This window comes from Vibrio sp., assembly GCF_038138445.1.
GTDB lineage: Bacteria > Pseudomonadota > Gammaproteobacteria > Enterobacterales > Vibrionaceae > Vibrio.
The window spans coordinates 1-24,576 of record NZ_JAYQDQ010000032.1; the positions used below are offsets into that span (position 1 = coordinate 1).

At 41.3% G+C, this 24,576-nt stretch carries 25 protein-coding genes and 1 pseudogene; 10 read left to right on the forward strand and 16 right to left on the reverse strand.

Annotated features, from left to right (window positions below; translation table 11 throughout):
* Positions 1 to 483: 483 nt before the first annotated feature.
* Both AAFM34_RS10345 and AAFM34_RS10350 read left to right on the forward strand, forming a co-directional pair.
* On the forward strand, positions 484 to 921 hold the full coding sequence (locus AAFM34_RS10345; protein ID WP_341662592.1) for a DUF2850 domain-containing protein: 438 nt from the start codon (positions 484 to 486) through the stop codon (positions 919 to 921).
* 173 nt (positions 922 to 1,094) lie between these two features.
* Entirely contained in the window at positions 1,095 to 2,186 is a 1,092-nt protein-coding gene (locus tag AAFM34_RS10350; protein ID WP_341662520.1) for a mechanosensitive ion channel family protein, read from the forward strand.
* A gap of 88 nt (positions 2,187 to 2,274) precedes the next feature.
* On the opposite strand, the gene AAFM34_RS10355 is transcribed toward AAFM34_RS10350, so the two are convergent.
* The 6 genes from AAFM34_RS10355 to AAFM34_RS10380 all read right to left on the reverse strand — a co-directional run bounded on the left by AAFM34_RS10355 (position 2,275) and on the right by AAFM34_RS10380 (position 6,897).
* Positions 2,275 to 2,889, reverse strand: coding sequence for a fumarylacetoacetate hydrolase family protein (locus tag AAFM34_RS10355; RefSeq protein ID WP_341662522.1), 615 nt, complete (start codon positions 2,887 to 2,889; stop codon positions 2,275 to 2,277).
* Positions 2,890 to 3,069: 180 nt separating this feature from the next.
* Positions 3,070 to 4,083: a porin gene (locus AAFM34_RS10360; protein WP_341662524.1), complete on the reverse strand. Its 1,014-nt coding sequence runs from the start codon at positions 4,081 to 4,083 to the stop codon at positions 3,070 to 3,072.
* Positions 4,084 to 4,654: 571 nt separating this feature from the next.
* Positions 4,655 to 5,350, reverse strand: coding sequence for a hypothetical protein (locus AAFM34_RS10365; protein ID WP_341662526.1), 696 nt, complete (start codon positions 5,348 to 5,350; stop codon positions 4,655 to 4,657).
* 74 nt (positions 5,351 to 5,424) lie between these two features.
* A complete protein-coding gene (locus AAFM34_RS10370) occupies positions 5,425 to 5,802 on the reverse strand; it encodes a DoxX-like family protein (protein WP_341662528.1) in 378 nt (125 codons plus the stop codon).
* 95 nt (positions 5,803 to 5,897) lie between these two features.
* Positions 5,898 to 6,368 carry a cupin domain-containing protein gene (locus AAFM34_RS10375; protein WP_341662530.1) on the reverse strand — a complete coding sequence of 157 codons (471 nt, stop codon included), beginning with the start codon at positions 6,366 to 6,368 and terminating at the stop codon, positions 5,898 to 5,900.
* Between the two features lie 382 nt (positions 6,369 to 6,750).
* Positions 6,751 to 6,897, reverse strand: a complete 147-nt coding sequence (locus tag AAFM34_RS10380) for a hypothetical protein (protein WP_341662532.1) — start codon at positions 6,895 to 6,897, stop codon at positions 6,751 to 6,753.
* A 356-nt stretch (positions 6,898 to 7,253) separates the two neighbouring features.
* Here AAFM34_RS10380 and AAFM34_RS10385 point away from each other — a divergent pair, with 356 nt between their 5' ends.
* Complete coding sequence (locus AAFM34_RS10385; protein ID WP_341662534.1) at positions 7,254 to 7,985, forward strand: transporter substrate-binding domain-containing protein; 732 nt, start codon at positions 7,254 to 7,256, stop codon at positions 7,983 to 7,985.
* Between the two features lie 177 nt (positions 7,986 to 8,162).
* Here AAFM34_RS10385 and aroG read toward each other — a convergent pair whose 3' ends face one another.
* Positions 8,163 to 9,215: a 3-deoxy-7-phosphoheptulonate synthase AroG gene (gene aroG / locus AAFM34_RS10390; protein ID WP_341662536.1), complete on the reverse strand. Its 1,053-nt coding sequence runs from the start codon at positions 9,213 to 9,215 to the stop codon at positions 8,163 to 8,165.
* 307 nt (positions 9,216 to 9,522) lie between these two features.
* On the opposite strand from aroG, the gene AAFM34_RS10395 reads away from it, so the two are divergent.
* The 4 genes and pseudogenes from AAFM34_RS10395 to AAFM34_RS10410 all read left to right on the forward strand — a co-directional run bounded on the left by AAFM34_RS10395 (position 9,523) and on the right by AAFM34_RS10410 (position 12,855).
* Positions 9,523 to 10,242 (forward strand): amino acid ABC transporter ATP-binding protein, encoded by a 720-nt coding sequence (locus AAFM34_RS10395; RefSeq protein ID WP_341662537.1) that lies wholly within the window; start codon positions 9,523 to 9,525, stop codon positions 10,240 to 10,242.
* Complete coding sequence (locus AAFM34_RS10400) at positions 10,239 to 11,039, forward strand: amino acid ABC transporter permease (protein WP_341662539.1); 801 nt, start codon at positions 10,239 to 10,241, stop codon at positions 11,037 to 11,039. The genes AAFM34_RS10395 and AAFM34_RS10400 overlap by 4 nt, the downstream gene beginning before the upstream one ends.
* Positions 11,040 to 11,134: 95 nt before the next feature.
* A pseudogene (locus tag AAFM34_RS10405) lies at positions 11,135 to 11,869 on the forward strand (transporter substrate-binding domain-containing protein); the annotation flags it as partial.
* A 74-nt stretch (positions 11,870 to 11,943) separates the two neighbouring features.
* Positions 11,944 to 12,855, forward strand: coding sequence for an amino acid ABC transporter permease (locus tag AAFM34_RS10410; protein WP_371833271.1), 912 nt, complete (start codon positions 11,944 to 11,946; stop codon positions 12,853 to 12,855).
* Positions 12,856 to 12,875: 20 nt separating this feature from the next.
* Here the strand turns inward: AAFM34_RS10410 and cyoE are convergent, their stop codons facing one another.
* The 4 genes from cyoE to AAFM34_RS10430 form a co-directional block, all read right to left on the reverse strand.
* On the reverse strand, positions 12,876 to 13,772 hold the full coding sequence (cyoE, locus tag AAFM34_RS10415; RefSeq protein WP_341662541.1) for a heme o synthase: 897 nt from the start codon (positions 13,770 to 13,772) through the stop codon (positions 12,876 to 12,878).
* The gene (locus AAFM34_RS10420) at positions 13,769 to 14,806 is read right to left on the reverse strand and encodes a COX15/CtaA family protein (RefSeq protein WP_341662543.1); all 1,038 of its coding nucleotides are present in this window, start codon (positions 14,804 to 14,806) and stop codon (positions 13,769 to 13,771) included. Before AAFM34_RS10420 ends, cyoE begins: the two co-directional genes overlap by 4 nt.
* Positions 14,807 to 14,885: 79 nt before the next feature.
* Positions 14,886 to 15,434 (reverse strand): hypothetical protein, encoded by a 549-nt coding sequence (locus tag AAFM34_RS10425; protein ID WP_341662545.1) that lies wholly within the window; start codon positions 15,432 to 15,434, stop codon positions 14,886 to 14,888.
* 5 nt (positions 15,435 to 15,439) lie between these two features.
* Positions 15,440 to 16,171: an SURF1 family protein gene (locus AAFM34_RS10430; protein WP_341662547.1), complete on the reverse strand. Its 732-nt coding sequence runs from the start codon at positions 16,169 to 16,171 to the stop codon at positions 15,440 to 15,442.
* Between AAFM34_RS10430 and AAFM34_RS10435 the strand changes: the two genes are divergently transcribed.
* Positions 16,170 to 16,409 carry a DUF2909 family protein gene (locus AAFM34_RS10435; protein ID WP_341662549.1) on the forward strand — a complete coding sequence of 80 codons (240 nt, stop codon included), beginning with the start codon at positions 16,170 to 16,172 and terminating at the stop codon, positions 16,407 to 16,409. The genes AAFM34_RS10430 and AAFM34_RS10435 overlap by 2 nt on opposite strands.
* 5 nt (positions 16,410 to 16,414) lie before the next feature.
* On the opposite strand, the gene AAFM34_RS10440 is transcribed toward AAFM34_RS10435, so the two are convergent.
* The 4 genes from AAFM34_RS10440 to coxB are packed head-to-tail and all read right to left on the reverse strand — an operon-like array spanning position 16,415 to position 20,686.
* The gene (locus tag AAFM34_RS10440; protein WP_341662551.1) at positions 16,415 to 17,299 is read right to left on the reverse strand and encodes a cytochrome c oxidase subunit 3; all 885 of its coding nucleotides are present in this window, start codon (positions 17,297 to 17,299) and stop codon (positions 16,415 to 16,417) included.
* Positions 17,296 to 17,898: a cytochrome c oxidase assembly protein gene (locus AAFM34_RS10445; protein WP_341662553.1), complete on the reverse strand. Its 603-nt coding sequence runs from the start codon at positions 17,896 to 17,898 to the stop codon at positions 17,296 to 17,298. The genes AAFM34_RS10440 and AAFM34_RS10445 overlap by 4 nt, the downstream gene beginning before the upstream one ends.
* Positions 17,899 to 17,906: 8 nt before the next feature.
* A complete protein-coding gene (gene ctaD, locus AAFM34_RS10450; protein ID WP_341662555.1) occupies positions 17,907 to 19,565 on the reverse strand; it encodes a cytochrome c oxidase subunit I in 1,659 nt (552 codons plus the stop codon).
* Positions 19,562 to 20,686 carry a cytochrome c oxidase subunit II gene (coxB, locus tag AAFM34_RS10455; protein ID WP_371833272.1) on the reverse strand — a complete coding sequence of 375 codons (1,125 nt, stop codon included), beginning with the start codon at positions 20,684 to 20,686 and terminating at the stop codon, positions 19,562 to 19,564. The genes ctaD and coxB overlap by 4 nt, the downstream gene beginning before the upstream one ends.
* 383 nt (positions 20,687 to 21,069) lie before the next feature.
* On the opposite strand from coxB, the gene AAFM34_RS10460 reads away from it, so the two are divergent.
* Positions 21,070 to 22,779, forward strand: a complete 1,710-nt coding sequence (locus AAFM34_RS10460) for a phospho-sugar mutase (protein ID WP_341662559.1) — start codon at positions 21,070 to 21,072, stop codon at positions 22,777 to 22,779.
* A 195-nt stretch (positions 22,780 to 22,974) separates the two neighbouring features.
* Complete coding sequence (locus tag AAFM34_RS10465; RefSeq protein ID WP_341662561.1) at positions 22,975 to 23,682, forward strand: transporter substrate-binding domain-containing protein; 708 nt, start codon at positions 22,975 to 22,977, stop codon at positions 23,680 to 23,682.
* Between the two features lies 1 nt (position 23,683).
* Here the strand turns inward: AAFM34_RS10465 and AAFM34_RS10470 are convergent, their stop codons facing one another.
* On the reverse strand, positions 23,684 to 24,517 hold the full coding sequence (locus AAFM34_RS10470) for a pyruvate, water dikinase regulatory protein (protein ID WP_341662563.1): 834 nt from the start codon (positions 24,515 to 24,517) through the stop codon (positions 23,684 to 23,686).
* Positions 24,518 to 24,576 lie beyond the last annotated feature (59 nt).

Below are 24,576 nucleotides of genomic sequence, written 5' to 3' on the forward strand. Positions count from 1 at the left end.
TATTTTTAGTCGGTGCCAGCTTTCAGTTAAATGGGGCTCACCGCCAGCTTACGGTACAACAGACATACCTTACCTCCCCAAAAAACAACTTCGCTCTCTAATTATAGTAAACATTTCTATCAATGGGGACAGACCAATCCTACGTCACTTAAAGCCATGTACTTTAGAAACGATTTTCAAAGTGCCTACTCTCACATGTCTTTAGAGAAGAAAGCATAAGTCATGCAATTTTGATAGAAAACTAAATAGATTGGGAACTTGCTTTCAAAACCATCCGCTATGCTTAATCGTTTGCACTTAATTAAGTGTGGGAGTTTATATGGAAGTTACACTTCACTCTGTATGTGAGAGGATCGCTTGAGTAAATTTTTCACTAATGATGCTGGTTTAAAGGTATACTTATCTTTTGTATACTATTAAAAAGAGCAGTTTAATGTGGCATTAAAGAAGGAAAGCAAAGAGTCAGAACAAGATGACTCCAATTTGACAAAAAAAGCTTTTCTCAAGTTTTCTGGTGTTACTTTGCTCATTGCTCTGGGTGTTGCCTTTTCTGCCATTTTATACTTTAGCTATAAGGATTATATTCACCCCAAACATGTCTACGGCCGATGGATCGAAATTGGCACTCCAGACTATGATACTGAGATACTGACATTCAGTGAACGCGGGGTATTTCGTAACGAAAGGCTTATCACTACAGATTTTGGTTATGATGGAACACTAATTACAGTGACAACGGGAAGTGGTCAGACTGTTTATCAAGTGTCAGGGACACGTAAATCCCCGCAGATTAAACGCATAACTCCAAGCAGCCCTGCTCAGCGCTTTATAAAAGCTGGCTATGAAGACACTGTCAAAAGTGGTGGCGGTGCAGCTAAAAGACGTCGTGCGGCTTTATCAGAGCATTTCAACAGTAAATAATAATCATATATTACCTTATATCTTATCGACGTACTGCGATAAGACTAGGTTAAGAGCAAAATTTCTTCATTGTTGTACATTTATAAAGGCTTTTGCTTAGAACATAGCTAGTTTGATGAGCAACATATCTTTATACTGATGTAAGAGTCTGTAACTATAAGAGCCAATACATTATGGAGCCGTCACCTCCTTTATCACAATCCTTGATTACATTTTTGCAAAGTTGGAATACTAACTTTTTGTTTATTACCCTAGCCAGCTTCCTAGCATGGATAGCATGGAGAGTTATATATAACCGACTGGAATATCTATCAAAGAAAACTAAGTTTGATTGGGATGACCTGACATTAAACGCTCTAAAGACCCCTGTTAGTGCACTCATATGGTGCTGGCCAGCAACCGTCTCGCTCGACTTTTTTATTCAAGAACACTTTGGCATCAAACTTGGTTGGCTTAGCACGTTAAAACTGCCAATTGTTATCGCTATTTTGGCGTGGATAACAATACGCTTTATTAATAACGTCGAAAGCTTTGTTCTAGAGAAAAAAACACATGATGAAACCACAGTTCATGCGATCGCTAAAGTCTCACGACTTATCTTCGTAATCATAGGTGCACTCACCATCATGCAAGCATTTGGGCTCAGCCTATCAGGCTTGCTAACCTTCGGTGGTGTGGGTGGTTTGATTGTCGGTCTGGCCGCGAAAGACTTACTCTCGAACTTCTTTGGCGGCATGATGATTTATTTTGACCGCCCGTTTAAAGTCGGTGATTGGATTCGCTCTCCAGATCGCCAAATAGAAGGAACAGTAGAGCGTATCGGCTGGAGAATGACAATTATTCGAACATTCGAAAAGCGACCTCTCTATATCCCCAACTCCGTTTTCAGCAATATCGTGGTGGAAAACCCTTCACGAATGCTAAACCGCAGGATCAAAGAAACCATTGGAGTACGCTATAGTGACGGCCATAAAGTGGAAAGTATTGTCAATGACATCAAATCGATGCTCCAGAATCACCCAGATATCGATACCAAACAAACATTGATTGTGAATTTCAATGCTTTCGGCCCATCTTCACTGCAAATGCTGGTGTACACATTTACCAAAACGGTAAATTGGGTTCGCTACCACCAAGTGAAAGAAGATGTCCTGCTGCAAATCATGCACATCATTCATCAACATGGCGCCGATATTGCTTTCCCAACTCAAACTCTCAAACTGGAAACTGAGGTTAATGAGGAAAGCGGTCGAGAACCATTATAGTTTTTATTTCATGCCCTGTAACCTAAGCTAAAATACTTGCAGGGCAATATCTTACTCAAGCATTAATATTGTCAAAAGTGACAATTTCCTATTGCGCAATCCACTCCACTTCCAACAAAATTTTATTTTGGCTGCTTAGTCTTCCTAAAAAAACATCGCCTTGATGTACTTCACCAACACCTTGTGGGGTTCCCGTCATTATAATGTCTCCATCCTCTAACCTAGTATAAGTCGTCAGTTCCTCCAAGATCGATGATGGCGAATAAATCATGTCCCCTACCGCACCTTTTTGCACCCGCACACAGTTAATAAATAACTCAATCTGCAATGATTCGATTTGAATCCCTTCAATAGGAATAAAACGACTGAATACGGCGGATCCATCAAATGCTTTTGCTCGCTCCCATGGTAACCCTTTGATCTTGAGTTCTGTTTGCAATTGACGTTTGGTTAAATCCAACCCAAAACCAACAGCACAAAACTGCCCGCCCTTGACCATAAAGCAAATCTCACCTTCGTAGTGAATAGCTTCTCCATGGTAGGAGCAAAGCTGAGTATCAATAGATGAAGGCGGTTTATTGAACACCACCATATTATCAGGAACTGGGTTATTTAACTCTTTAATATGGTCATGATAATTTCGTCCCACGCACAAGATCTTGGTAGGTTGAACGTTGTTAGCACCAAGTTTAACCGAGTTCATACATATTCCCTGTTATTAATCACTAAACTGGATGGTAATAGAAATCCTTGCATGGTCGATAGACACCGCAGTAAATATTGAGCTGATGCACAAAAAGTTTATTACGCCAATAGAAAAGCGCCTATTCAAAGCTGAATAGGCGCTGACACAAATGCGTGTTAAGGCAGTTGGATTACTGAATTATAGGAAGTAACGAGCACCGATTATCCACTTGTCATCATCTTTAGTGGTATCGTCGTCATCACCCAAGTCTATTTCATAAGCTGCAAAAGTCACGAAACTTGGTGCGACTGTATACTCAAACTGAAGTGCAGATGTGCTATACAAAGTCTTACTGGTTGTATCATTCTCAACAGACTCATAGTTAACACTAATGTTAAGGCCATTATCCATACCGTATGCAAGTAAGCCTTCTAATTGAACCGTTTCTTTAAGACTGTCGTAGAAATACTCATTCATGCCATAAACAATAGCAGCATTGATACCAGAGCCATATGAGCCGTAATTGAGTGAAAAGATATGAGAAGTCGCATCTTCATCGACACCGCTAATTTTACGATCCCCACCTGAATATGCATAACCCAACCCAAAGTTCATCATACTAAAACTCAGAGAAGCTTGCATTCTTGCATCTAGATCTGACTCGGTTTCTTCACCTTGCCAGCCCAAACCTACATTTAACATACCATCTTCAGCAACTGCAAATGATTTTCTGTAACTTACCATCCGCTCTGCACGAGCACCACCCATTTGATAGTCATACAAGAAATCGTTGGCAAAGGCGATTGGCATGTCAGCAACACCGCCCACATCATAATAAGGAGACCACTGAGTACCCGCAACCAAACGACCCATTTCTTCATGGGTAGCGCCGATATAGCCTAAACGGGTATCAAAAGTTTTTTCTCCTCCGTCTAAATAGTTGACTGACCATTCACCTTTCATATCAACAACCACACCATTGCCAACATCTTGAGAGCCTGCAATATTAATACGAGGAGAGACACTCTCTACCTGCACGTCTTGTCGTTGTTCCTCAGTTGAGCTTGAACTCTTGTCATATTCACCAACACCCACATCGACATAACCGCCAATAGAAAGAGTTGTGCCTTCACTGTTATAAACTTCTGCTGCAAAAGCGCTTGAACCACATGCTGTTGCCGCAACCAAAGCGGCTAATAATTTAATTTTCATAATTTAACGTCCATATAGGGTTATAACCTTTGTTCACACAACACTCAGAAAACCAAGCTTTTTCATGAACATTTATAAAGTAGTACGAAAAAATCAAAAGTGAAGTGCAGTTTGTTTCATATTGAGAGCATAAATTAGCTATTACTTAACTAACAAAAAAGTGACTAGTTTTTAAACATATGAATACAATAGGTTTTTCTCATTATTGATACTTATGAAACAAGATAAGATCAAGTTCACATTTTTTGAAATTAGATTGGAACTTTTTAGAAAACGTCGAAAACATCTCTATCAATATAGGGAGTTATGCCACTCTAAGACCCTTCTTATTTAAATATCATTAGTCAAAATAACAGCTTAAAAAGGCGCACTATTTATTGTTTCAATAGTTAAAAATGACATTTTCATATGACCCATAGGCAAGAGCATCATGGAGAACAAAAACTGTGAAATGTTGGAATGTATGTTGGTGAAATCGAGTTAGCTTATAAAAGATGTGACCGCAAATTTTCGATGTACTAAAGAGACGGATGTTTGTCGTCATAGCTCAGCCTAAATCGACTGTTTATGCTTATTGTGAGACTGAACCACAAGCTAAAGACTTTGTTACTGCTAAGTTCTGATACCAGTTGTTAAACACCAGTTCAAAATCTTGAAGAATAATACTACCAAAATCATAATCTCGATATTCTTGGCAAAGTGCCAAAAGTTTTTGACCATCGTGAACTGGGACCTTAAATCGAATAATCGAACTATGAGCTGTCACTAGGTTATATCGGCTATCAAACGTAGCCCAAAGCCCCGCCTCACTCAGGTTACTTCTTAAAGCATTTCGAAAACGTTGCAAAGCATCATTGACAGGGAAGCCCTGTATGACTATACAGTTTGGTGATGCGCTAACACCCCGATATTTAATTTCTATTGTAGGTATAGAGCATAAGGCTGAATGGAATATTTCTGCATAGTCTTGAGTATTGATATCACTAAGCCTGAACTCAGATATGCATGAGATTACTGAAAGAATAGTTAGGTGAAGTTCATCTAATGGGTGAAAGTACTGAGCAGGTTCAATATCTCTTATCCTTTTCTGAAAGTGTATGATTTCACCAATAACAGAGCGATTACCCTGTTTTAAGTATGCTAAGACACTGATACCCCTTCTATTGTCCTTCTCAAGATTCAATAAATACGGGTCTAATTTATAATCGTTGCGCTCAGATGCTAATTTAAAACTTGTCCACATTTGATCATAAATACTCTGAATCATTCTTTCTCTACCCTCTAAAACATAAATTCCCAATAACAATCACCCTCATTTCTAACTGATTAAAATTTATATATTTAAATCTGACTAGACGGCTTTAATTTGTTAAGTAAAACCAAACTTAATCCGATTAATGGAATGTTAGTAGTTACTGGGTTAAATGCTTCGACTAGTAATAAGGACTGACAAAAAGCAACGAAGATGAGTAAACCAATAAGTGCGAATATATTTAGCATAATAACAAACTTTGAGCGATAGAAAACAAAGACAACAACACCAAATATCACTTCAGAAACGCCCGCAGATTTAGTGACAAGATAGGAAACTTCATCTGATAAACCGAAGCTTCCAATTAATAACCTTTCCAAAGGTGCAATATGGACTAGTTTAGGGAATATTCCATGATACAACCAACTAAAACTAATAATGTATCGTGCTAATTGAACTGAAGACAACGAATGACTTCCTTATATATCGTACCTTATTGTTCTTAACTCACCTGAATTTAACCGGTAACATCGACTTTGACAGGTAATATTACGGCGCCATATTATAAGTAAGGTGTGCCATCTTTCTTACACGCTACCCATTCACCTGAACTGTTAACTACCCATTTAAAGTCATCGTCTGGATAGTGAGCTTCATCCCCCAGCTCGCGACTGCCAATAACAATAAATGTTGCTTGATTACTACTTCGATTAATTAGGTGGTGCCCATTCTCAATACCTGCAGGAAAGCCTGCACACATTCCCGCTCGCATTGCCTGTTCACCATCATCTGTGACCAAACAAAGCTCACCACTTAACACGTAAACAAACTCATCAGACTTTGTATGCCAATGTCTTAAAGCGGACTGAGCATCAGGCTCTAAGACTTCAAGATTTACTCCAAACTGAGTTAAACCAAAAAGACCGCCTAAGCCTTTACATTCTGCCTGACCAAGTAGGGATTTGAATGGCTCAGGAAATGGATTAGATGTATCACCTTTCAAACTCAAGGTGTCTTTCACTTTGATCATCATATTCTCTGTTATAAAGCGCCTAATGAGCTATTGGCTAACTGGTTACCATAGTTATTATTAATCCTATCCTATAGTATTCTCTCTAATAATCAACAAGTTAAAAACATTGAATGGTGGATAGATCTAAAGTTAGAAGAATTTAAAGAATCACTATTTTCTATTGACTAGCTGAGGAGCAACCATTAATTTTTTTCTTTTAAGAAATTTGGTTTAAGATACTTTATGAATGTCACCACAGCAATTAACAACAGGATAAAGTTAGATAACTTGTATCTATCATTAAAGTTAACCAGCGGGGAACTGAGCCAGATTATTTCCAACATGCCATGCGCATACAAAGAGCTCTATTACAGAAATCAATATGATAAAATTGATGACACCTTTAGTTATACTGAGAGAAATGCTGGCCGATTGTGTTACCCAAACGAACAGGGGGAATACAACTCGCATTACATACAGAAAATGGCAGATCACGGATACTATAACCTTTTTTCATTCTCATTAACGCAAGGAGATCAATCCGTCTCATGTATCGTATCGGCTCCATGGAAGCCTTACAACAATCAACTCCATTCTAATCAGCTAAAAGATAGAGTAATAAATTCAGCAAAAACAACTATAAGGGACTTTAGTCAATACCCTGAGATCGCCAACATGGACTTCACACTTATCTAACACCCAGGTAAGCCTTTAAACTGCTGTTTAAACCTATATCGTTTCTCTCGCCCTTGGGGTGGATAGAGCTCTTGCCCCCAACCAAAGTTACTGTTGTAATTATAGGTCCTATCTCCCAGCCACTAAGCATAAATTGTACAAGGCTAGCTTATCTCTAATCTTTCTAAGATTAACTACAATTAGTATTAGTTTATTGATAGAGAACAAATCATGCCTGACAAAGCTATAACTGCGCTCATCGTATATATATTGTTTTATCAATTACCTGTAAACGCTAACGTCGTATCGGCAGTTCAGGACGAGTGGCCACCCTATGTGATTGACTCTCCCTATATAAAAGGGTTGGCCTATGAGATCATTGAAGAAGCCTTTTCAGCTCAGGGCTACCAAATGAAACATACCATCAAGCCTTGGAGCCGCGCTTTGAGAGAGGTCGTAATGCAACGCTACGATATTGCCCTCACAGTATGGAAAAGCAGTGACCGACTGAAATACCTCTACTTTAGCGATGCTTATTTAGTAAACTCCCTGATCTTTGTAACCCTTAAAGACAATGCGTTTGATTATCAAGGTGTAACAAGTCTTGCTGGCAAAAGAGTAGGTGTACTTCGAGGTTATGCCTATAACGATGCCTTCATGCAGTCAAAGGATTTTGAACGGTTGGACGCAGATAACCTAACGACAAACATTAAGAAATTAAGAACTGGAAGAATTGATGTATTAGTTGCAGATAAAATGGTTTTCCGCTGGCTTTTAAGAAATAGCAATCTAGACATTAACGGATTTAAATTAATTTCAAAACCACTCGCAGAGAACACTTTACACCTTGCCATTAGTCGATATCACCCAAATAAAGAGGAGATCATGTCGGCCTTTAACACAGGTTTGAAATCACTCCAAGAGTCAGGTCGTATTTTGAAAATTTTTGAAAAGTACGAGTGAAGTATTAATCAAGCAGATAGAGGACAAAGCCGAGTAAGAATAAACACTATGTCGAACTAAGCTACGCCTCCCAATGTCACTTTCTTCAAGATTAATATAAAACTTGCTTTTGACACGTAATAAAAATAAAAAAGGCAGATCACTCTGCCTTTATCTGATTCTTTGTATTGTATGTGCTTATCGCTGACGACGCGCTTCTACTGCATCAGCTAATTGACGAAGAACCTTTTCGGTATCTTGCCAGCCAATGCACGCATCGGTAACTGATTGCCCGTAAGTCTCAGCCTTACCATCAACCAAGTCTTGACGGCCTTCAACCAAGTGTGACTCAATCATCACACCAAAGACAGCATCTTCGCCAGAAGCGATTTGACCAGCAACATCCTCTGCAACTACCATCTGGCGCTGATATTGTTTAGAGCTATTGGCGTGGCTAAAGTCAATCATCACTTTTTGCGGCAAGCCCGAAGCTTCTAGCTGAGATTTAATCTCACTCACATGCGCTGCACTATAGTTAGGCTCTATACCTCCACGCAGAATAATATGACAATCCGAGTTACCTGCCGTTTCTACAATGGCAGAATGGCCATACTTAGTCACTGACAAAAAGTGGTGTGATGCACTCGCACTTCGAATCGCGTCTGAAGCAATTTTAATATTACCATCGGTTCCATTCTTAAATCCGACTGGGCAAGAAAGACCTGATGCCAATTCACGGTGGACTTGAGATTCGGTTGTGCGCGCACCAATCGCCCCCCAGCTGATAAGATCTGCCACATACTGAGGCGTGATCATATCAAGAAATTCACTTGCGGTTGGTAGACCAAGATCCGTCAAATCAAGCAAAAGCTTACGACCAATGCGCAAACCATCATTGATTTTAAAAGTGTCATTCATGTAAGGGTCGTTAATAAGGCCCTTCCAACCTACTGTTGTGCGAGGTTTTTCAAAATAGACCCTCATCACAACTTCAAGTCGATCACCCAACTCGTCTCGCAAGACTTTCAATCGCTTTCCGTATTCGATTGCCGCTTGTGGATCATGAATCGAGCATGGGCCGACAATCACAAGTAATCTATCATCTTCACCACGAAGAATTTTTGAGATATCTTGACGAGATTGAAAGGTTGTAGAAGACGCTGTCTCAGTAGCAGGAAACTTTTCCAATACCGCTACTGGTGGTAATAACTCTTTAACTTTACTAATTCGTACATCATCGGTCTGGAACATTGCTACGTCTTCCTATTTTTCTTAGCGTGAGTAGTGCACTTCATACATGGCACACTTAAATACTCAATTATCTTCTCGGGCTAGGGTGTAACTTATCTATCAAAAACGAACCTTGCAACCATTTTTTCAAATAAAATGCAATATAGTTTCTGTCTTTGATTTGTACACCATGCGTAAACTCAAGGTTACATTATAAAAATGATGAGTCAACACAAGCTTTTATCACTCACTTTGTTCAAAGTTAGATGCAATATCGTTATGATCTATGTATGGTAAAAATACAACAATATGCACACTTGGTTTCTGCATGAATGCCGTCGAATTGATAGATGTTAGTAAGCAATATGGAGAGTTAAAAGCCCTCAAAGACATTCAATTGTCAGTAAAGAAAGGTGAGAAGCTAGTGATCTGCGGCCCTTCAGGATCTGGAAAATCAACGCTCATAAGAGCAGTCAACGGACTAGAAAGTATTTCGAAAGGTGTCATTAAAGTCTTTGGGCAGCCGATTTCAACTATGCAGTCCGATAAAGTTGATATGGTTTTCCAGCATTTTCATCTGTTTCCTCACCTTAGTATTCTTGACAACCTGATACTAGCACCAGCCCGAACCTTGAATCTTTCAAGACGAGAGGCACTGAAAAATGCCATGCACTTTCTCAATCAAGTTGGTATTGCCGATCATGCTGATAAATTCCCAGTTCAGCTATCAAATGGTCAAAAACAACGTGTGGCTATTGCTCGATCGCTTTGCATGCAACCCGAGGTGCTGCTATTTGATGAACCAACCTCAGCGCTAGATCCGCAGACAAAACATGACGTCTTGAATATCATTACAGATATTGCAAAAACTGGCATGACCATGATATGCATCACCCAGGACGTAAGCTTTGCGCAAAAAATAGCAGACACAGTGGTATTTATGGATCAAGGAAAAATAATTGAAGTTGCACCACCAGAACAATTTTTCAATCAACCGCAGCATCCGAGAGCTCAACACTTTTTAGAACAGTTCATGAGTCACCAATGATTTTCAAAATGTTTAAGCCTATTGCTTCTGCTACGGTGCAGATCCTTATTTTGCTCGTTATTTTGGCGTGGGTTCTTGATTCTGGTGCAAAAGCTATGGACTACCAGTGGCAATGGCAAAGAGTACCTGATTTTATTGCATTTTATGAACAGGGACAGTGGTGGCCTGCCGAGTTGATTGAAGGTTTGATGATTACCATAAAAATTTCATTACTCAGCTTAATATTTACCTTGTTGATAGGTGTTGTCACTGCTCTGCTCAAACTTTCCGATTCAATCATCGGGCGACTATTGGCAACACTTTACATAGAAGTGATTCGTAACACCCCACTCTTGGTACAAATCTACCTTTTATATTTTATCTTTGGCCCAGTGCTAGGCATTGATAGAATGACGACGGCTATTCTTGCTCTGTCTCTTTTTCAAGGTGCATACACGGCTGAAATCCTTAGAGGCGGTCTGAATGGTATTCCGCGGGGTCAATTTGAGGCAGCCTCTTCCCTTGCCCTTAGTCCGTTTGTTACCTATTACAAAATCATATTCCCACAATTGTTACAACGCACATTACCGCCTTTAACCAATGAAGTTGTATCTTTAGTTAAAAATTCTTCTATTGTCAGCGTCATGGCTATTTTTGATTTGACGACAGAAGGGCGTAACATAGTGTCAGAAACGGCTATGCCATTTGAAATATGGTTCACTGTTGCTGCAATATACTTAGCACTCACCCTATCGCTTTCTGGTCTTTCAGTCTGGTTAGAATACAAACTGGGAACTAGCTGGCACGTATCAACGTAGGAACGGAAATGAACATATTTAAATATCAAAAGCTCTCACTTCATAAGATCTGGGTATCAGTAATAACAATTCTTTCAATAGTCGCGCCAATGTATGCTCAGGCTAGTAATACCCCAAACCTAGATGAGATCAATCAAAGAGGTACTTTACGTGTCGGCATGTCAACATTTGTTCCTTGGGCAATGCGCGACAAACAAGGTGAACTAATCGGATTTGAAATTGATGTTGCCAAGCGTTTAGCCGCTGACTCTGGCTGGAAGATTAAGTTTGTTCCTACCGCTTGGGATGGCATTATCCCAGCTCTTTTAGCTAAGAAATTTGATGTGATTATTGGTGGAATGAGTGTGACCGATGAGCGTTCCAAAAGTGTGCTGTTCACCCAGCCATATTCACATTCTGGTGTTCAAGTCGCTGCCAATAAACAACTAGCTGAAGGGTTTTCGACAGTCAGTGACTTTAATTCAAGGCGTGTCAAAATTGCGGCACGAAGAGGGGCATTTACCGTTCAAGTCGCCCGAGTGGCTTTCCCGAAAGCAAAAATTCTTCAATTTGACGACGAAGCTCAAGCCTTTCAGGAAGTACTAAATGGAAACGCACACGCAGTCATTGCTTCTAGTCCAAAGCCTGAACATGAAGCTGTAAAACATGCTAATACCTTGTTTATCCCCTTCAACGAACGTTTATCAGAAGGGAATGAAGCTTTTGCGGTTCGTTTAGGCGAAACGGACAAGCAAGCTTTCTTTGATCATTGGATCAATGACCGAATTGAAGATGGGTGGCTAGAGCAACGCTACGAATACTGGTTTTCTACATTAGATTGGCAAAAATAAATAGGTAATTGGGCCTGCCTATGTGCCCTTATACCTGAGGCAGATAGCAGTTAGAATGAGGCAATGATGTGGATATAACCAAAATCTTAAGCCCGCAGAAACCTGAAAAAAAGCCTTGCTTAAAATTGAACAGGCTAGACTTAGCGATATTGTTTGCTGTCGTCATCGCTGGAATTTGGCTTTATCACAGATCTGAGGTTGGTATTCAATATATTTGGCGCTGGGAAGAAGCAATGATGCTCATTTTTACTCCACGCGCTGACGGCAGCATTCCCTATTTCTTTCAGGGTGTGATCGCAACATTAAGGTTAAGCCTGTGGGGGATATTTTTAGCACTACCTGTCGGTGTTCTGGTTGGCTTATCACGACATTCCTCCTTTTATTTGCTGCGCTCTGTAGCCAATGTGTATATATTGCTTATCCGCAATATCCCGCCTCTGGTCTTCGTATTTATATTTTACTTTTTCATCTCTAATCAGCTCATCCCAGGGTTAGGCCTAGATAGCATATTGAGAGATGGTTCTGAAAAGGCTCAAAACTGGCAAATTTGGTTGTTTGGCCCTAAACCTCTTTGGGAAAACTTACTTTCAGGTGTTCTGTGCATCAGTATTTTATCTTCCGCGTATATTGCTGAAATCGTTCGTTCAGGTTTAGCAAGTATACCCAGAGGTCAATGGGAAGCGGCAGATGCTCTGGGACTGTCAGTGTGGGTAAAATATCGATTGATCATCGCACCACAAGTGCTCACAACCATCACGCCAGCATTGGCAGGACAAGCCATATCCTTAGTAAAGGATACGTCTATTGTATCTCTTATTTCTATTCAAGAAATGACGTTTGTAGGCACCGAAATGGCTAACTCATCTGGCCTAATCTTTGAAATATGGCTTATCGTGGGTACTGTTTACTTGATATTTTGCGCAACACTTTCTGCTTTATTCAAAAGGCTAGAGAAAAAGAGTTTAAAGTTCCAAAATTCCCGCTAAGAATTTTGAAATAGATAAGTTCATACAAAATAATGGTCAACTAATAAAGCTGAGAATAGCAGCATCAGATGCCATATTGAAAACTTAAACGTGGTGATTGCCCGATCCTTGGATGGTTCAAATTTAAGCTTCCACGCATGATACATAAACAGAACAGACAAAATAGTTGCGCTCACTAGATAAAAAACGCCCGCCATACCTACCAACACAGGTAATAAACAAACAACAAACAACAAGATCGTATAAAGTAAAATAGACGTTTTTGTGTATTCTTCCCCATGTGTGACTGGCAACATGGGTATTTCAGCTTTGGCATAATCTTCTTTACGATGGATTGCTAATGCCCAAAAATGAGGTGGTGTCCAAATGAAAATAATCATGACAAGTAACCATGCATTGGCATGTAGTTCACCTGTCACTGATGTCCATCCAAGCAGAGGTGGCATGGCTCCAGCCATACCTGCGATGACAATATTTTGTGGTGTTTCTCGTTTTAAGTACATAGTATAAATTGCTGCATACCCAAGCAAACTTGCAAAAGTCAGCCAAGCCGTAAGAGCATTTACACCCACGTATAAAACCAAGAATCCGACTAAACCCAAGCCACTGGCGAATACAAACACATTGCTCGTATGAAGCTCTCCTGACGGTAATGGCCGTTTATATGTCCTCGCCATTATGGCGTCAATTCGCCTATCGATTAAATGGTTAAAGGCTGCAGCTGAGCCCGCCATAAAAGCAATTCCGGCCAAACCCAGTATGGCTCCCTGTATAGGCAATACGCCGGGAACAGCTAAACACATACCCACTAAAGCAGTCAGTAGCATCAATGCAACTACTTTAGGTTTGGTCAAGGTCAAATAAACTCGCCATAAGGATCGCTCTTGTTCGGATACTCGGCTGATGGTGTTATTCATAGCTCTCTTTCCTTACTGAGTAGGTTGGAAATAGTAAGATCTTTGACTGCTTCTTTACGCCACAGTTGGACATTGACATGTAAAATGGAGACAAGTAATAGAGCCGCAACCAGATTATGCGCAACTGCAATAACCATAGGAAGGCTATACACAACATTGGAGATACCAAGCCCTATTTGAAGAGCCAGTAGGCAAGACACTCTTAGAGCAGACCATTTTAAGCAGGAAATTTTCGTAAGTAGTAACGAGACTATCAGACACAAAGATACAAGGGTAAGCAGCATAGCTCCAAATCTATGCGTGACATGAATAGTCATCCGAGCACCATAATCAAGCGTACCAAACTCATAACTTGGCCGCTCTGGCTGAATAAGAGTAAATGCACTATCGAAATCAAGGTATCCTTGCCAGTTACCTTCACAAATTGGTAAGTCCTTACACATCAAAGCCGCATAATTGGAAGACGTCCACCCACCAAGCGCTATTTGAATAACGGCCAAACATAGTGTTATTGAAGCAAGCCACTTAATACTCTTAAAATGAGGTAACAGCACCTCCCTTAAAATAACTTTCCCCGATAATTGCCAATATAAAAGTGCGAGTAAACAAAATAGTGTAAAACCGCCAAGAAGATGCCCCATAACTACTATTGGCATCAATTTCATCGTAACGGTCCACATACCAAGCAGGGCCTGAAAAATAACGACTACAGATAGTGTGATAGGTAACACATTCGACACTTCATCATGCTTGAGTGCTTTTACTGAAATCACAAAAATTAACAAGCCTAGAGTACCTGCAAAATAGCGATGAATCATCTCAAGCCAAGCCTTATTAGCCTCGACAGTTAATTCAGGATAGAGGGTTTTGGCTAGTGCAATTTCGTGTTGTTCATCAGGCACTGTCAAATGGCCATAGCAACCAGGCCAATCTGGGCACCCAAGCCCTGCATCTGCCAATCGAGTATAGGCACCCAACAAAATAACAATAAATGTCATTACTAAGGTTACACGAACCAAATTAGTCAATCCCATAACCAAACTCCTTCCATGAGGCCTCACCTAGCCAGTAAGATTTGTATCTACCAATAAACAGGAAACATTGGAAACTGACTTACCCTACTCTTGATAATTTCAGCAGCTTACGTAGGTCCGTTAAAATATCTTTGCTTTGACTCACCAAATCTCTTTCATTTTCAACCACTGGATAGCGCATAACTAGCTGCCCCAGAGGGTCAATAATAACTAACTCAAAATCAGAGATTAAATTGTGAAACGCATCATTCACCTTAATACGATTAAATGAGTTCTTGTCTAAAGACACATGATCGCTAACCTTGGACAATAAAAGTACAGGTGCCACACGACTTTGGTACTTACCCAAAGCAACATGGCTTTGACCAAGTAGATGGATCTGTCGGTAACAGAACTCATTACATTTAGCGGGCACTAAGTATCCCAGTTGCCATTGCTGACCTGTATAGGGATTATTGACCCCTAAGTTTTCATAGCTCTGTTTTGGTTCAATCAATAGCCCCTTATTGGTCACTCCAGATTCATACCATTGATTAACGAGAAAAAACTTAGCAACAACCGCAGGCAAAGCAAACAGAGTGATCAAAGCCACAAACATCATCCTACCCCGAACAACCTTACTCACCATATATGCTACTCCTTACTCTTAAATAACCTAACCGCGATCCAAAGGGTTAAAACCAGTAATGCTGTTGCCATACCAAACCACTGCACGGCATAACCTAAATGTTTGCTAGAACTTAGCGGCAGTGGTTGCCAAGGCTGAGGGTAAGGCCAGTCATCGACCACAGGCTGTATCAGATAAGGTTGAATATTCCTTCCCCAAAGCTCACCAAGCTCTTCGATATTCAAATTTTGAATCCTATGCGGCCTGTCCGTTTCCATATAGAGTCTGTCACTAAGTGGGTTAACTGAACGTTGATATAAGCGCGCAGCAAGCGATATTGGCGTAGTTATCCAGGAAACCTGGGGGAGTTTGGAACGATCCTTCCCAGCAGGTATGAACCCTCTTTCGAGTAATACTGCTATTCCGGTCTCTGACTCCATAAGCTGGTAGGCAAGATAGCCCACTTCTCCCTTATAAACTTGGTTGTCGAGTAACAAGTATCTGCCATCTATAGGCACTAATTCTGCGCTGATTTTAATCCCTGTTAAATACTCAACACCTACCAAATGTAAGTCGTCCATTTCTACGGTTGTAGATTGCTCGCGTGCTAATAATTTTTGTTCTATTTCGTTTTTCTTTTGATACCGTCCAAATTGCCAAAGACCTAGGTTGACCAAAATGGAAAATACAACCAAAGTTAAGATCATCCCCACCCAAACAGAACCACTTTTCAACGACATAAATAGGGAAGACGTCATGGTATTGATCTTTAAATCGCTATTGGTATTACTACTACTTTTTGTCATTATAAATCTCGCAAAAGCGATGTTCGAAATGGTAAAAGGACCTCAAACAGACGAAGATGGCAACACTGATAACGACAAACCTATGAGCCATTACCTTGGAAGACGAGTGCTTCTTTCCGCTCTAGCCGTATCCCTTCTAATCGCAGCCCTTTTAACTGGAGTAATAGAACCGAATTCACGTCCCTACTAGTCAGGTTAAAGCACATAAACAAACACAAACAAACTTAGCCAAACAACATCAACAAAGTGCCAATACCAACTCCCTGCTTGAAAAGCGAAGTGGTCTTTAGGTGTGAAGTGATCTTTAGCGATACGAGCGAGCAATATGATCAGAATGGTCGTCCCCAAAAACACGTGCATACCGTGAAAGCCCGTGAGTAAGAAAAAGGTATTGCCATAAACTCCTGATTGTAGAGTCAGGTCTAAGTCCTGGTAGGCATGAGCATACTCGACACCTTGGTAATAGAGAAAGAAACCAGCCAGAACAATCGTCAGCTCAAGCCAAACAATCAAAGCCATTCGTTTGTTTTTCTCTAAACTGATATGCGCCATGTGCAACGTTACTGAAGAGAGCAGCAATATGATGGTGTTTGCCAAAGGAATCCCCTGCCACCCCATAGCTTGAGTGGTTGTTCCATCCGGAGTTGTGGTCAGTGGCCAAAGGGCTTCAAATGCGGGCCAAAGCACCTCATGAGTCATAGCATTATTGCTCGCACCACCTAACCAAGGAACTGAAATCATCCTCGCATAAAACAGTGCTCCAAAGAACGCGCCAAAGAACATAACTTCAGAGAAAATAAACCAACTCATTCCTTGCCTAAATGAACGGGATATTTGGTCAGAATATTTTCCCTCCATAGACTCAGTAATGACACTACTAAACCAGCCAGCAAACATATAGAGAAGAAATAGGAAGCCAGACAACAATATAAGCTTACCAAAAATACTTCCTACGCCTCCCTCAGCCATATTCTGTACGGTCAAGCCAGCGCCTACGGCGATTAAAAATAGTGAAACGGCACCGACAATCGGCCAACTGCTTTGTGCTGGAACATAATAGGATTGCTTTTTTGAACTCATGGCTTCGCTCCTTGCTGTGTGAGATCGCCACTAGATTCAACTCTTGCCACTTTTGCAGGCTGAGGAACCTTATCTGTAATATCGTAAAGGGTGTAAGACAGCGTTAATGTGTGTATCGAATCTGGAATATCGTGCTCGATGTAAAAAATCAGTGGCATCTCTGCCGTAGCTAAACTATCCAAAGGTTGATGGTTAAAACAAAAACACTCTATTTTATTAAAGTACGACGCTCCAAGCCCAGGAGACACGGAAGGAACCGCTTGCCCAATTATCGCTGTCGATGACTTGTTCTTGGCGATAAATGCTGTCTGAATCACCTGACCAGGATGCACATCCAAATGTTGCTCCTCTGGTTCAAACACCCAAGGAATACCCTGATTGAGATGTGCCATAAACTCGACTCTAATAACGCGTGATGTATCTGGCACCATACCTTGAGGTTGTAACGACGCTTCACTACTTGTCTTTCCGTTAATGCCCAAGGTATCACACATCACATCGTAGAGAGGCACGAGTGCAAACCCAAAACCAAACATGGCCAAAACAGCAACTAATAACTTCAGCGTAAGTTTGTTATTTGATTGCGCTTGTTCATCCATCGGACCCCCTAATCAACTTTTGGCGGTGTTGAAAAGGTGTGATGGGGAGCGGGACTGGGAACTGTCCATTCCAAACCTTCTGCTCTATCCCAAACTTTTGCCTCAGCTTTTTCGCCTCCACGGATACATTTTATTACTACCCAAAGGAAAATTAGCTGGGACAAACCAAAAGCAAAACCACCAATCGACACTATCTGATTGATGTCGGCAAACTGAATTGCATAATCAGGGATGCGGCGTGGCATTCCTGCTAAACCTACAAAGTGCATTGGGAAAAACAAGACATTAACCGAGATAACAGAGCACCAGAAGTGCCATAAGCTCAGTCGGTTATCGTACATATGGCCCGTCCATTTAGGTAGCCAATAATAAGCGGCCGCCATGATAGAAAATACAGCACCAGAGACAAGAACATAGTGAAAGTGCGCGACGACAAAGTAGGTATCATGATACTGAAAATCGGCAGGGACAATCGCCAGCATAAGACCGGAAAACCCGCCAATTGTAAATAAGATAATAAAGGCAATGGTAAACAACATGGGGGTTTCAAACGTCATTGCGCCGCGCCACATAGTTGCAACCCAGTTGAACACCTTAACCCCCGTAGGAACTGCAATTAACATGGTGCAATACATAAAGAACAGCTCGGCAAACACGGGCATACCCGTAGTAAACATATGATGCGCCCACACTAAGAAAGACAGCAAAGCAATACTACAAGTGGCGTAAACCATCGAGTGATAGCCAAACAGTTTTTTCCCACTAAACGCTGGAATAATGGCTGATACTATCCCAAAAGAAGGCAATATCATGATGTACACTTCTGGGTGGCCAAAGAACCAAAAGATGTGCTGAAACATCACAGGGTCCCCTCCACCAGCCGCATCAAAAAACGAGGTGCCAAAATATTTGTCCGTTAGCACCATGGTCACTGCCCCTGCCAACACAGGCATCACAGCGATAAGTAGGAAAGCGGTTATCAACCAAGTCCAAACAAACATCGGCATTTTGAACCAAGTCATACCTGGTGCTCTCATGTTGACAATAGTCACTATGACATTTATCGCCCCCATGATTGAACTGATCCCCATAATGTGAACCGCAAACACAAATAGCGCAGTACTGTCTGGGCCATAAGTCGTAGAGAGTGGTGCGTAGAAAGTCCAACCAAAATCAGGACCGCCACCTTCAGTGAACAAGGAAGCGAGTAAAATCAAGAAAGCAAAAGGCAAGATCCAAAAACTCAGGTTATTCATTCTTGGTAAAGCCATATCTGGCGCACCAATCATAAGGGGAATCATCCAGTTAGCTAAGCCAGTAAAAGCTGGCATTACAGCACCAAAAACCATTACCAATCCATGTACTGTGGTCATTTGGTTAAAAAACTGTGGCTCTACTAGCTGTAAACCCGGCTGGAAAAGTTCAGCGCGAATTATCATCGCCATTGCGCCGCCAGTGAGGAACATAATAAAGCTAAACCAAAGGTAAAGTGTCCCGATATCTTTATGATTGGTTGAATATATCCACCGAGAAACCCCTTGAGGCGCATCATGATGATCATGCTCGTCAATGGCAATGGCACTGTTGGCACCTGTAAGTTCAGCATCTGTCGCTGGTGCAGACTTTACGCTTTCGGTAGTCAGTGAGTCAGGTTTGGACGTTTTCATTGTCCCTCCTTGGACGCTTTAAATGCATTCACGTCGGATGCTTGTACAAGATCACCCGTGTTATTCCCTAATCCATTTCGTTGATAGGTTACAACTGCAGCAATTTCTTTGTCTGACAACTGATTAGCAAATGACTGCATTGCTGTACCTGGGCGACCATCAACCACAACATCGATATGGTAGGTGACATCACCTGTTGCAACCTTACTGCCAGTAATAGCAGGAAACGCACCGGGAATACCCGCACCACTTGCTTGGTGACAAACCGCACATCGGTCAGCATAAACTTTTTCACCAATAGACATTAAATCTTCTTTAGATAGTGATGCCGTTAAAGATGCAGCCGCCTCTTGCTTCGCTTTCGCTATTTCTGCTTTTTTCTCTACCATCCAAGCATCATAATCATCTTCTTCCATCGCTTGGACAACTATTGGCATAAAGCCATGAGCCCGACCACATAACTCGGCACATTGCCCTCTATAAATACCGGGCTTATCAATACGTGTCCATGCTTCATTAATAAAGCCAGGAACGGTATCTTTTTTCACGGCAAAGTCTGGGACCCACCAAGAATGGATCACATCATCAGACGTCATCAGGAATCGTACTTTTCGGTTAATGGGCAAAACGAGAGGATTATCAACTTCGAGCAGATAGTGAGCGCCCTTATCTTCAACACCTTCTATCTCTTTTTGACTGGTCGCTAACAAGCTAAAAAACTCAACGTCTTCACCGAAGTAACTATAATGCCACTTCCACTGCGAACCGGTGATTTTTACCGTCAAATCAGATTGAGAAGTATCTTCCATTGCGACTAGAGTGCGCGTGGCAGGAATAGCCATAAGAACCAAAATAATGATGGGGATGACCGTCCATATGACCTCGATTTTGGTGCTTTCATGAAAGTTTGCAGCAACAGCACCTTTGGACTTTCTATGGTGATACATGGAGTAAAACATCACCCCAAATACCACAACCGCGATTGCACAACAGATATAAAAGATCAGCATATGCAAGTCATACACTTGACTGCTTATACCTGTTACACCTTGGGTCATATTTAGTGTTGATTGCTCAGCACTCACAGATGTAGCAAAACCAAACAACAGCAGATTGGTCAGTTGCCACAGTATTACCTGTAATCCTTTCAAAAGATCTCTCCTCTTTCTTGAGGCATCATCTATGACGATTTCACCATTACGCCGACCGATTACTGGCGCAAAAAAGTCCTATTGGGCAAATGAGTTCAGGGAATAGGTTACAAACAGTAAATTTTATTAATTTTGTTATATTTATGTTATCAAAAACTAGTTGGCGTTTTGGAAATATGCAAGAAAGTGCTACTGGAAATGTCGACGATTTCGACTGAATTAGGTTAACCTCGATCACAATATTTAATTTAACGATTGCTCTCTCGCAAATGATGACCAGTTTCACTTAATATCAAATGATTAATTTCCAAATTCATTCACTCAAGGCACTAGATGTCAGGGTAAGATAAGTTATGATGCAACAAGTTACTCATTGGTTAGAAAGAGATCCAGATCCACGCACGCGTGAAGAGCTGAAACAGTTAGTTGATCAAAAAAACGATCAAGAAATCGCAGACCGATTTAGTCAGCGATTAGAATTTGGAACTGCAGGGTTAAGAGGCAAAGTTGGCGCCGGTCCAAACAGAATGAATCAACTCGTAATTCAGGAAACGGCCACAGGCTTAGGCCACTATTTGATTAACAATGTTGAAGATGCCAAGCAACGAGGCGTAGTGATCGGCTATGATGGCCGCAATGATTCTAAACCGTTTGCTCACAGTACAGCTTCCGTCCTAACCGCACTGGGCATCAAGGTATATCTGACTCACGATGTCGCCGCTACACCTATTGTTGCTTTTGGTGTCAAGCAGTTGAACGCCGCTGCCGCAGTAGTAGTCACGGCAAGCCACAACCCACCTGAATATAACGGCTTTAAAGTCTATTGGGAAAATGGTGCTCAGATTATACCGCCTCATGATTCAGGGATTGCGGCAGCAATTGATCTTGCCGCAACTCAGCCCATACCTTTGATGCCCCTAGAGCAAGCTGAAAAAGAAGCAAAGCTTGCTTGGTTAACAGAAGAGTACTACGAGTCTTATCGCCAAAGCGTTAACAGTAACCCCGTGCTTGAATTCCGCCCAGATACAGCGCAAGTTTCTATTGCTTATACGGCGATGCATGGTGTTGGTGCTCCTATGGCGAAAACCTTACTTAATGATGCTGGCTTCACCTCTGTTTATAGCGTGGCAGACCAAGAAACACCCGATGGTACATTTCCTACCGTAAACTTCCCAAACCCGGAAGAAGCAGGGGCGATGGATATGGTGATCGCTCTGGCTAAAGAGCATAATGCTGACATTGCCTGCGCTAATGACCCAGATGCAGACCGTTTTGCCGTTGCAGCAATCAAACCAGACGGAAACTATCAAATGCTAACCGGAGACCAAGTCGGTGCATTATTTGGTCACTACCTGCTCAATCAAACTCAAGCATCAAAGCAATTAGTTGGTAACACGGTTGTTTCTTCTAGTTTATTGGAAAAAATAGCCCGCTCTCATAACGCCGAGTACTATCAAACTCTGACTGGCTTTAAGTGGCTGACTAATGTTGCGATGAAAAAGGAAACATCTGAAAAACAATTCCTTTTCGCTTATGAAGAAGCGCTTGGTTATACCATAGGAAATAAGGTCTGGGACAAAGATGGTTTATCAGCTTTAGTGGCATTTGCACAACTAGCCGCAGAATTGAAAAGCCAAGGGAAAACTGTTTGGGATCAGTTAGAGAGCATTTACCGCGAGCACGGTATGTACATCAATGCCCAACATAGTACCGCACTGGATCCCAATTCTCCACCAATTGGGGACAAACTCCGCGCTGAACAGCCAAGTCATATTGCGGGCAGGAAGGTAACACAAATAGACGACTTACAACTCTCAATTCGTTACCATGCTGACGGAAGAAGCAACCCGATAGATCTTCCTCCAAGTGATGTGCTTATCTATCGCTTAGATGGCGGGGCTAGAGTCATTGTCCGCCCTTCTGGTACTGAGCCAAAGCTGAAATGCTATTACGAAGTAGTAGAAGAGTTTAGCTTAGAAGATAGCTTTGCGTCAGCAGAAGCCCGAGCTGAGCTTTCCCTTGATATGCTCATTAGCGAGCACCAAACAAGCCTAGACCACTAGGTCTACTTCATGTCAGCTTGTATATTGCACCCATATACAGTGTTTTATGCAAGCTGATATGCTAACGAACCGCTTCAAGCCCACTTTTTTGATACGACAAAATCACCCTAATTCTTTTATGGTGTCTATACTTATGGTCAACAACGGCTATCACCTAATTTGCACATGAAATTACTAAACTACTGTTGGCTTACATTGCTACTTTTTAGCTCTCACGTATTTTCGGGAATCAATGAGTTATCTGACACTCATTTAAGTATATGTGGGGATTCTATTGATTGGGAGCCTTACACCTATGTCCAAGATGAAGAGGTGAAGGGATTTGATCTTGATGTACTGAATGAGATACTGCCAAAACATCGTATAACGTTTGATTTTACCATGTCTTCTTGGTCTCGCTGTTTAAAAGGGGGAAGAGCTGGTGACTTTCAACTCGCAGTAAGTGCAACCTACTCGGACCAACGAGCACAAGATTTCCTTTATACGACTTGGTACTATGCCACAACTCCTTCCTATCTATATAAAAAATCAAAATTTAAAGACGGGCTAAAGATTACCCAAGGTTCGGATTTAAATGCATATAAAGTGTGTGGTATTCATGGATACAATTACAGCGACTTCGGCCTAAAAAAAATCCATCAAAACGCTCACAGTATGCACCAACTTGTTGAAGAGCTTAATGAGGAGAAATGTGATGTCATACTCGCATGGAAGGAGATTGTTGCGGGGATAAAGAGCATTTGGGGTATAGACTATATAGGTGAAAACCTAGCGATAGAAGTTATTCCTAAAATGCCAAAGCATAAGTTTCATATGATGATTTCAAAGAAGTATAAATACAAAGAACAGCTTAAGGAGTTACTCGATCAGGGACTTAAGAAGTACCAGACCGAGTCATTTTAAGTTACAAAAGCCGGCGCCGTAGCCCTGCCTTTTCGAGGATACGTGTTGATATTTCCTCTACGGAAAGTGACGATGTATTAATGTAAGGTATGGCCTCGCGTCGGAATAAGGACTCAACACTTTTTAGTTCACTAATGCACTGCTCTGTACTGGCATAGTCACTTCCTGCCAGTCTGCTTTCTCTGATTTCATTTAGCCTTTGCGGGTCAATCGTCAAACCAAACAGCTTATGCCTGTGTATTTCAAACTCGGGTAATAACCTCAAACGACGAATGTCTTCATCAATAAAAGGATAATTGACCACTCGCAACCCAAATTGCATTGCCATATACAAGCTAGTCGGTGTTTTGCCACTGCGTGAAACTCCAAGCAAGATAATATCAGCCTCATCTAAACCTTTAAGAGTGATTCCGTCATCATGAGCTAAGGTATACTCAATGGCCGCAATCCGATCAAAATATGAAGCAGAATCTTTACCTACACTTCTTGAACGCTGTAACTTCGGCTGAGGATCCATTTCAATATCCCCTTTAACCTGCTCAACAATATTGGCTAGCACATCGTAGCTATGAGCAGGTGCTTGCAAAAGCCTGTGTTTGATACGTGGAATAACAATCGAGAAAAACACCAAGGGCTTTCGACCAGTTCTTCGGTAAGACTGCTCAATTTCCCTAAGCAGGTCGTCAAGTTTGTCTTCACTTTCCACAAAAGGAAATGTCTTTTCATGGGCGTTGAGTGGAAACTGACCAATCACCACATGCCCCAATGTCTCACACGTAATAGCAGTTCCATCAGAAACATAGAATACATCACGACTTTGAATATCAATTTGCATTTTTTATTTAAGCTTTAAAATTATTTTGAGTAGGATGGGTAACACAATAATATCGATAA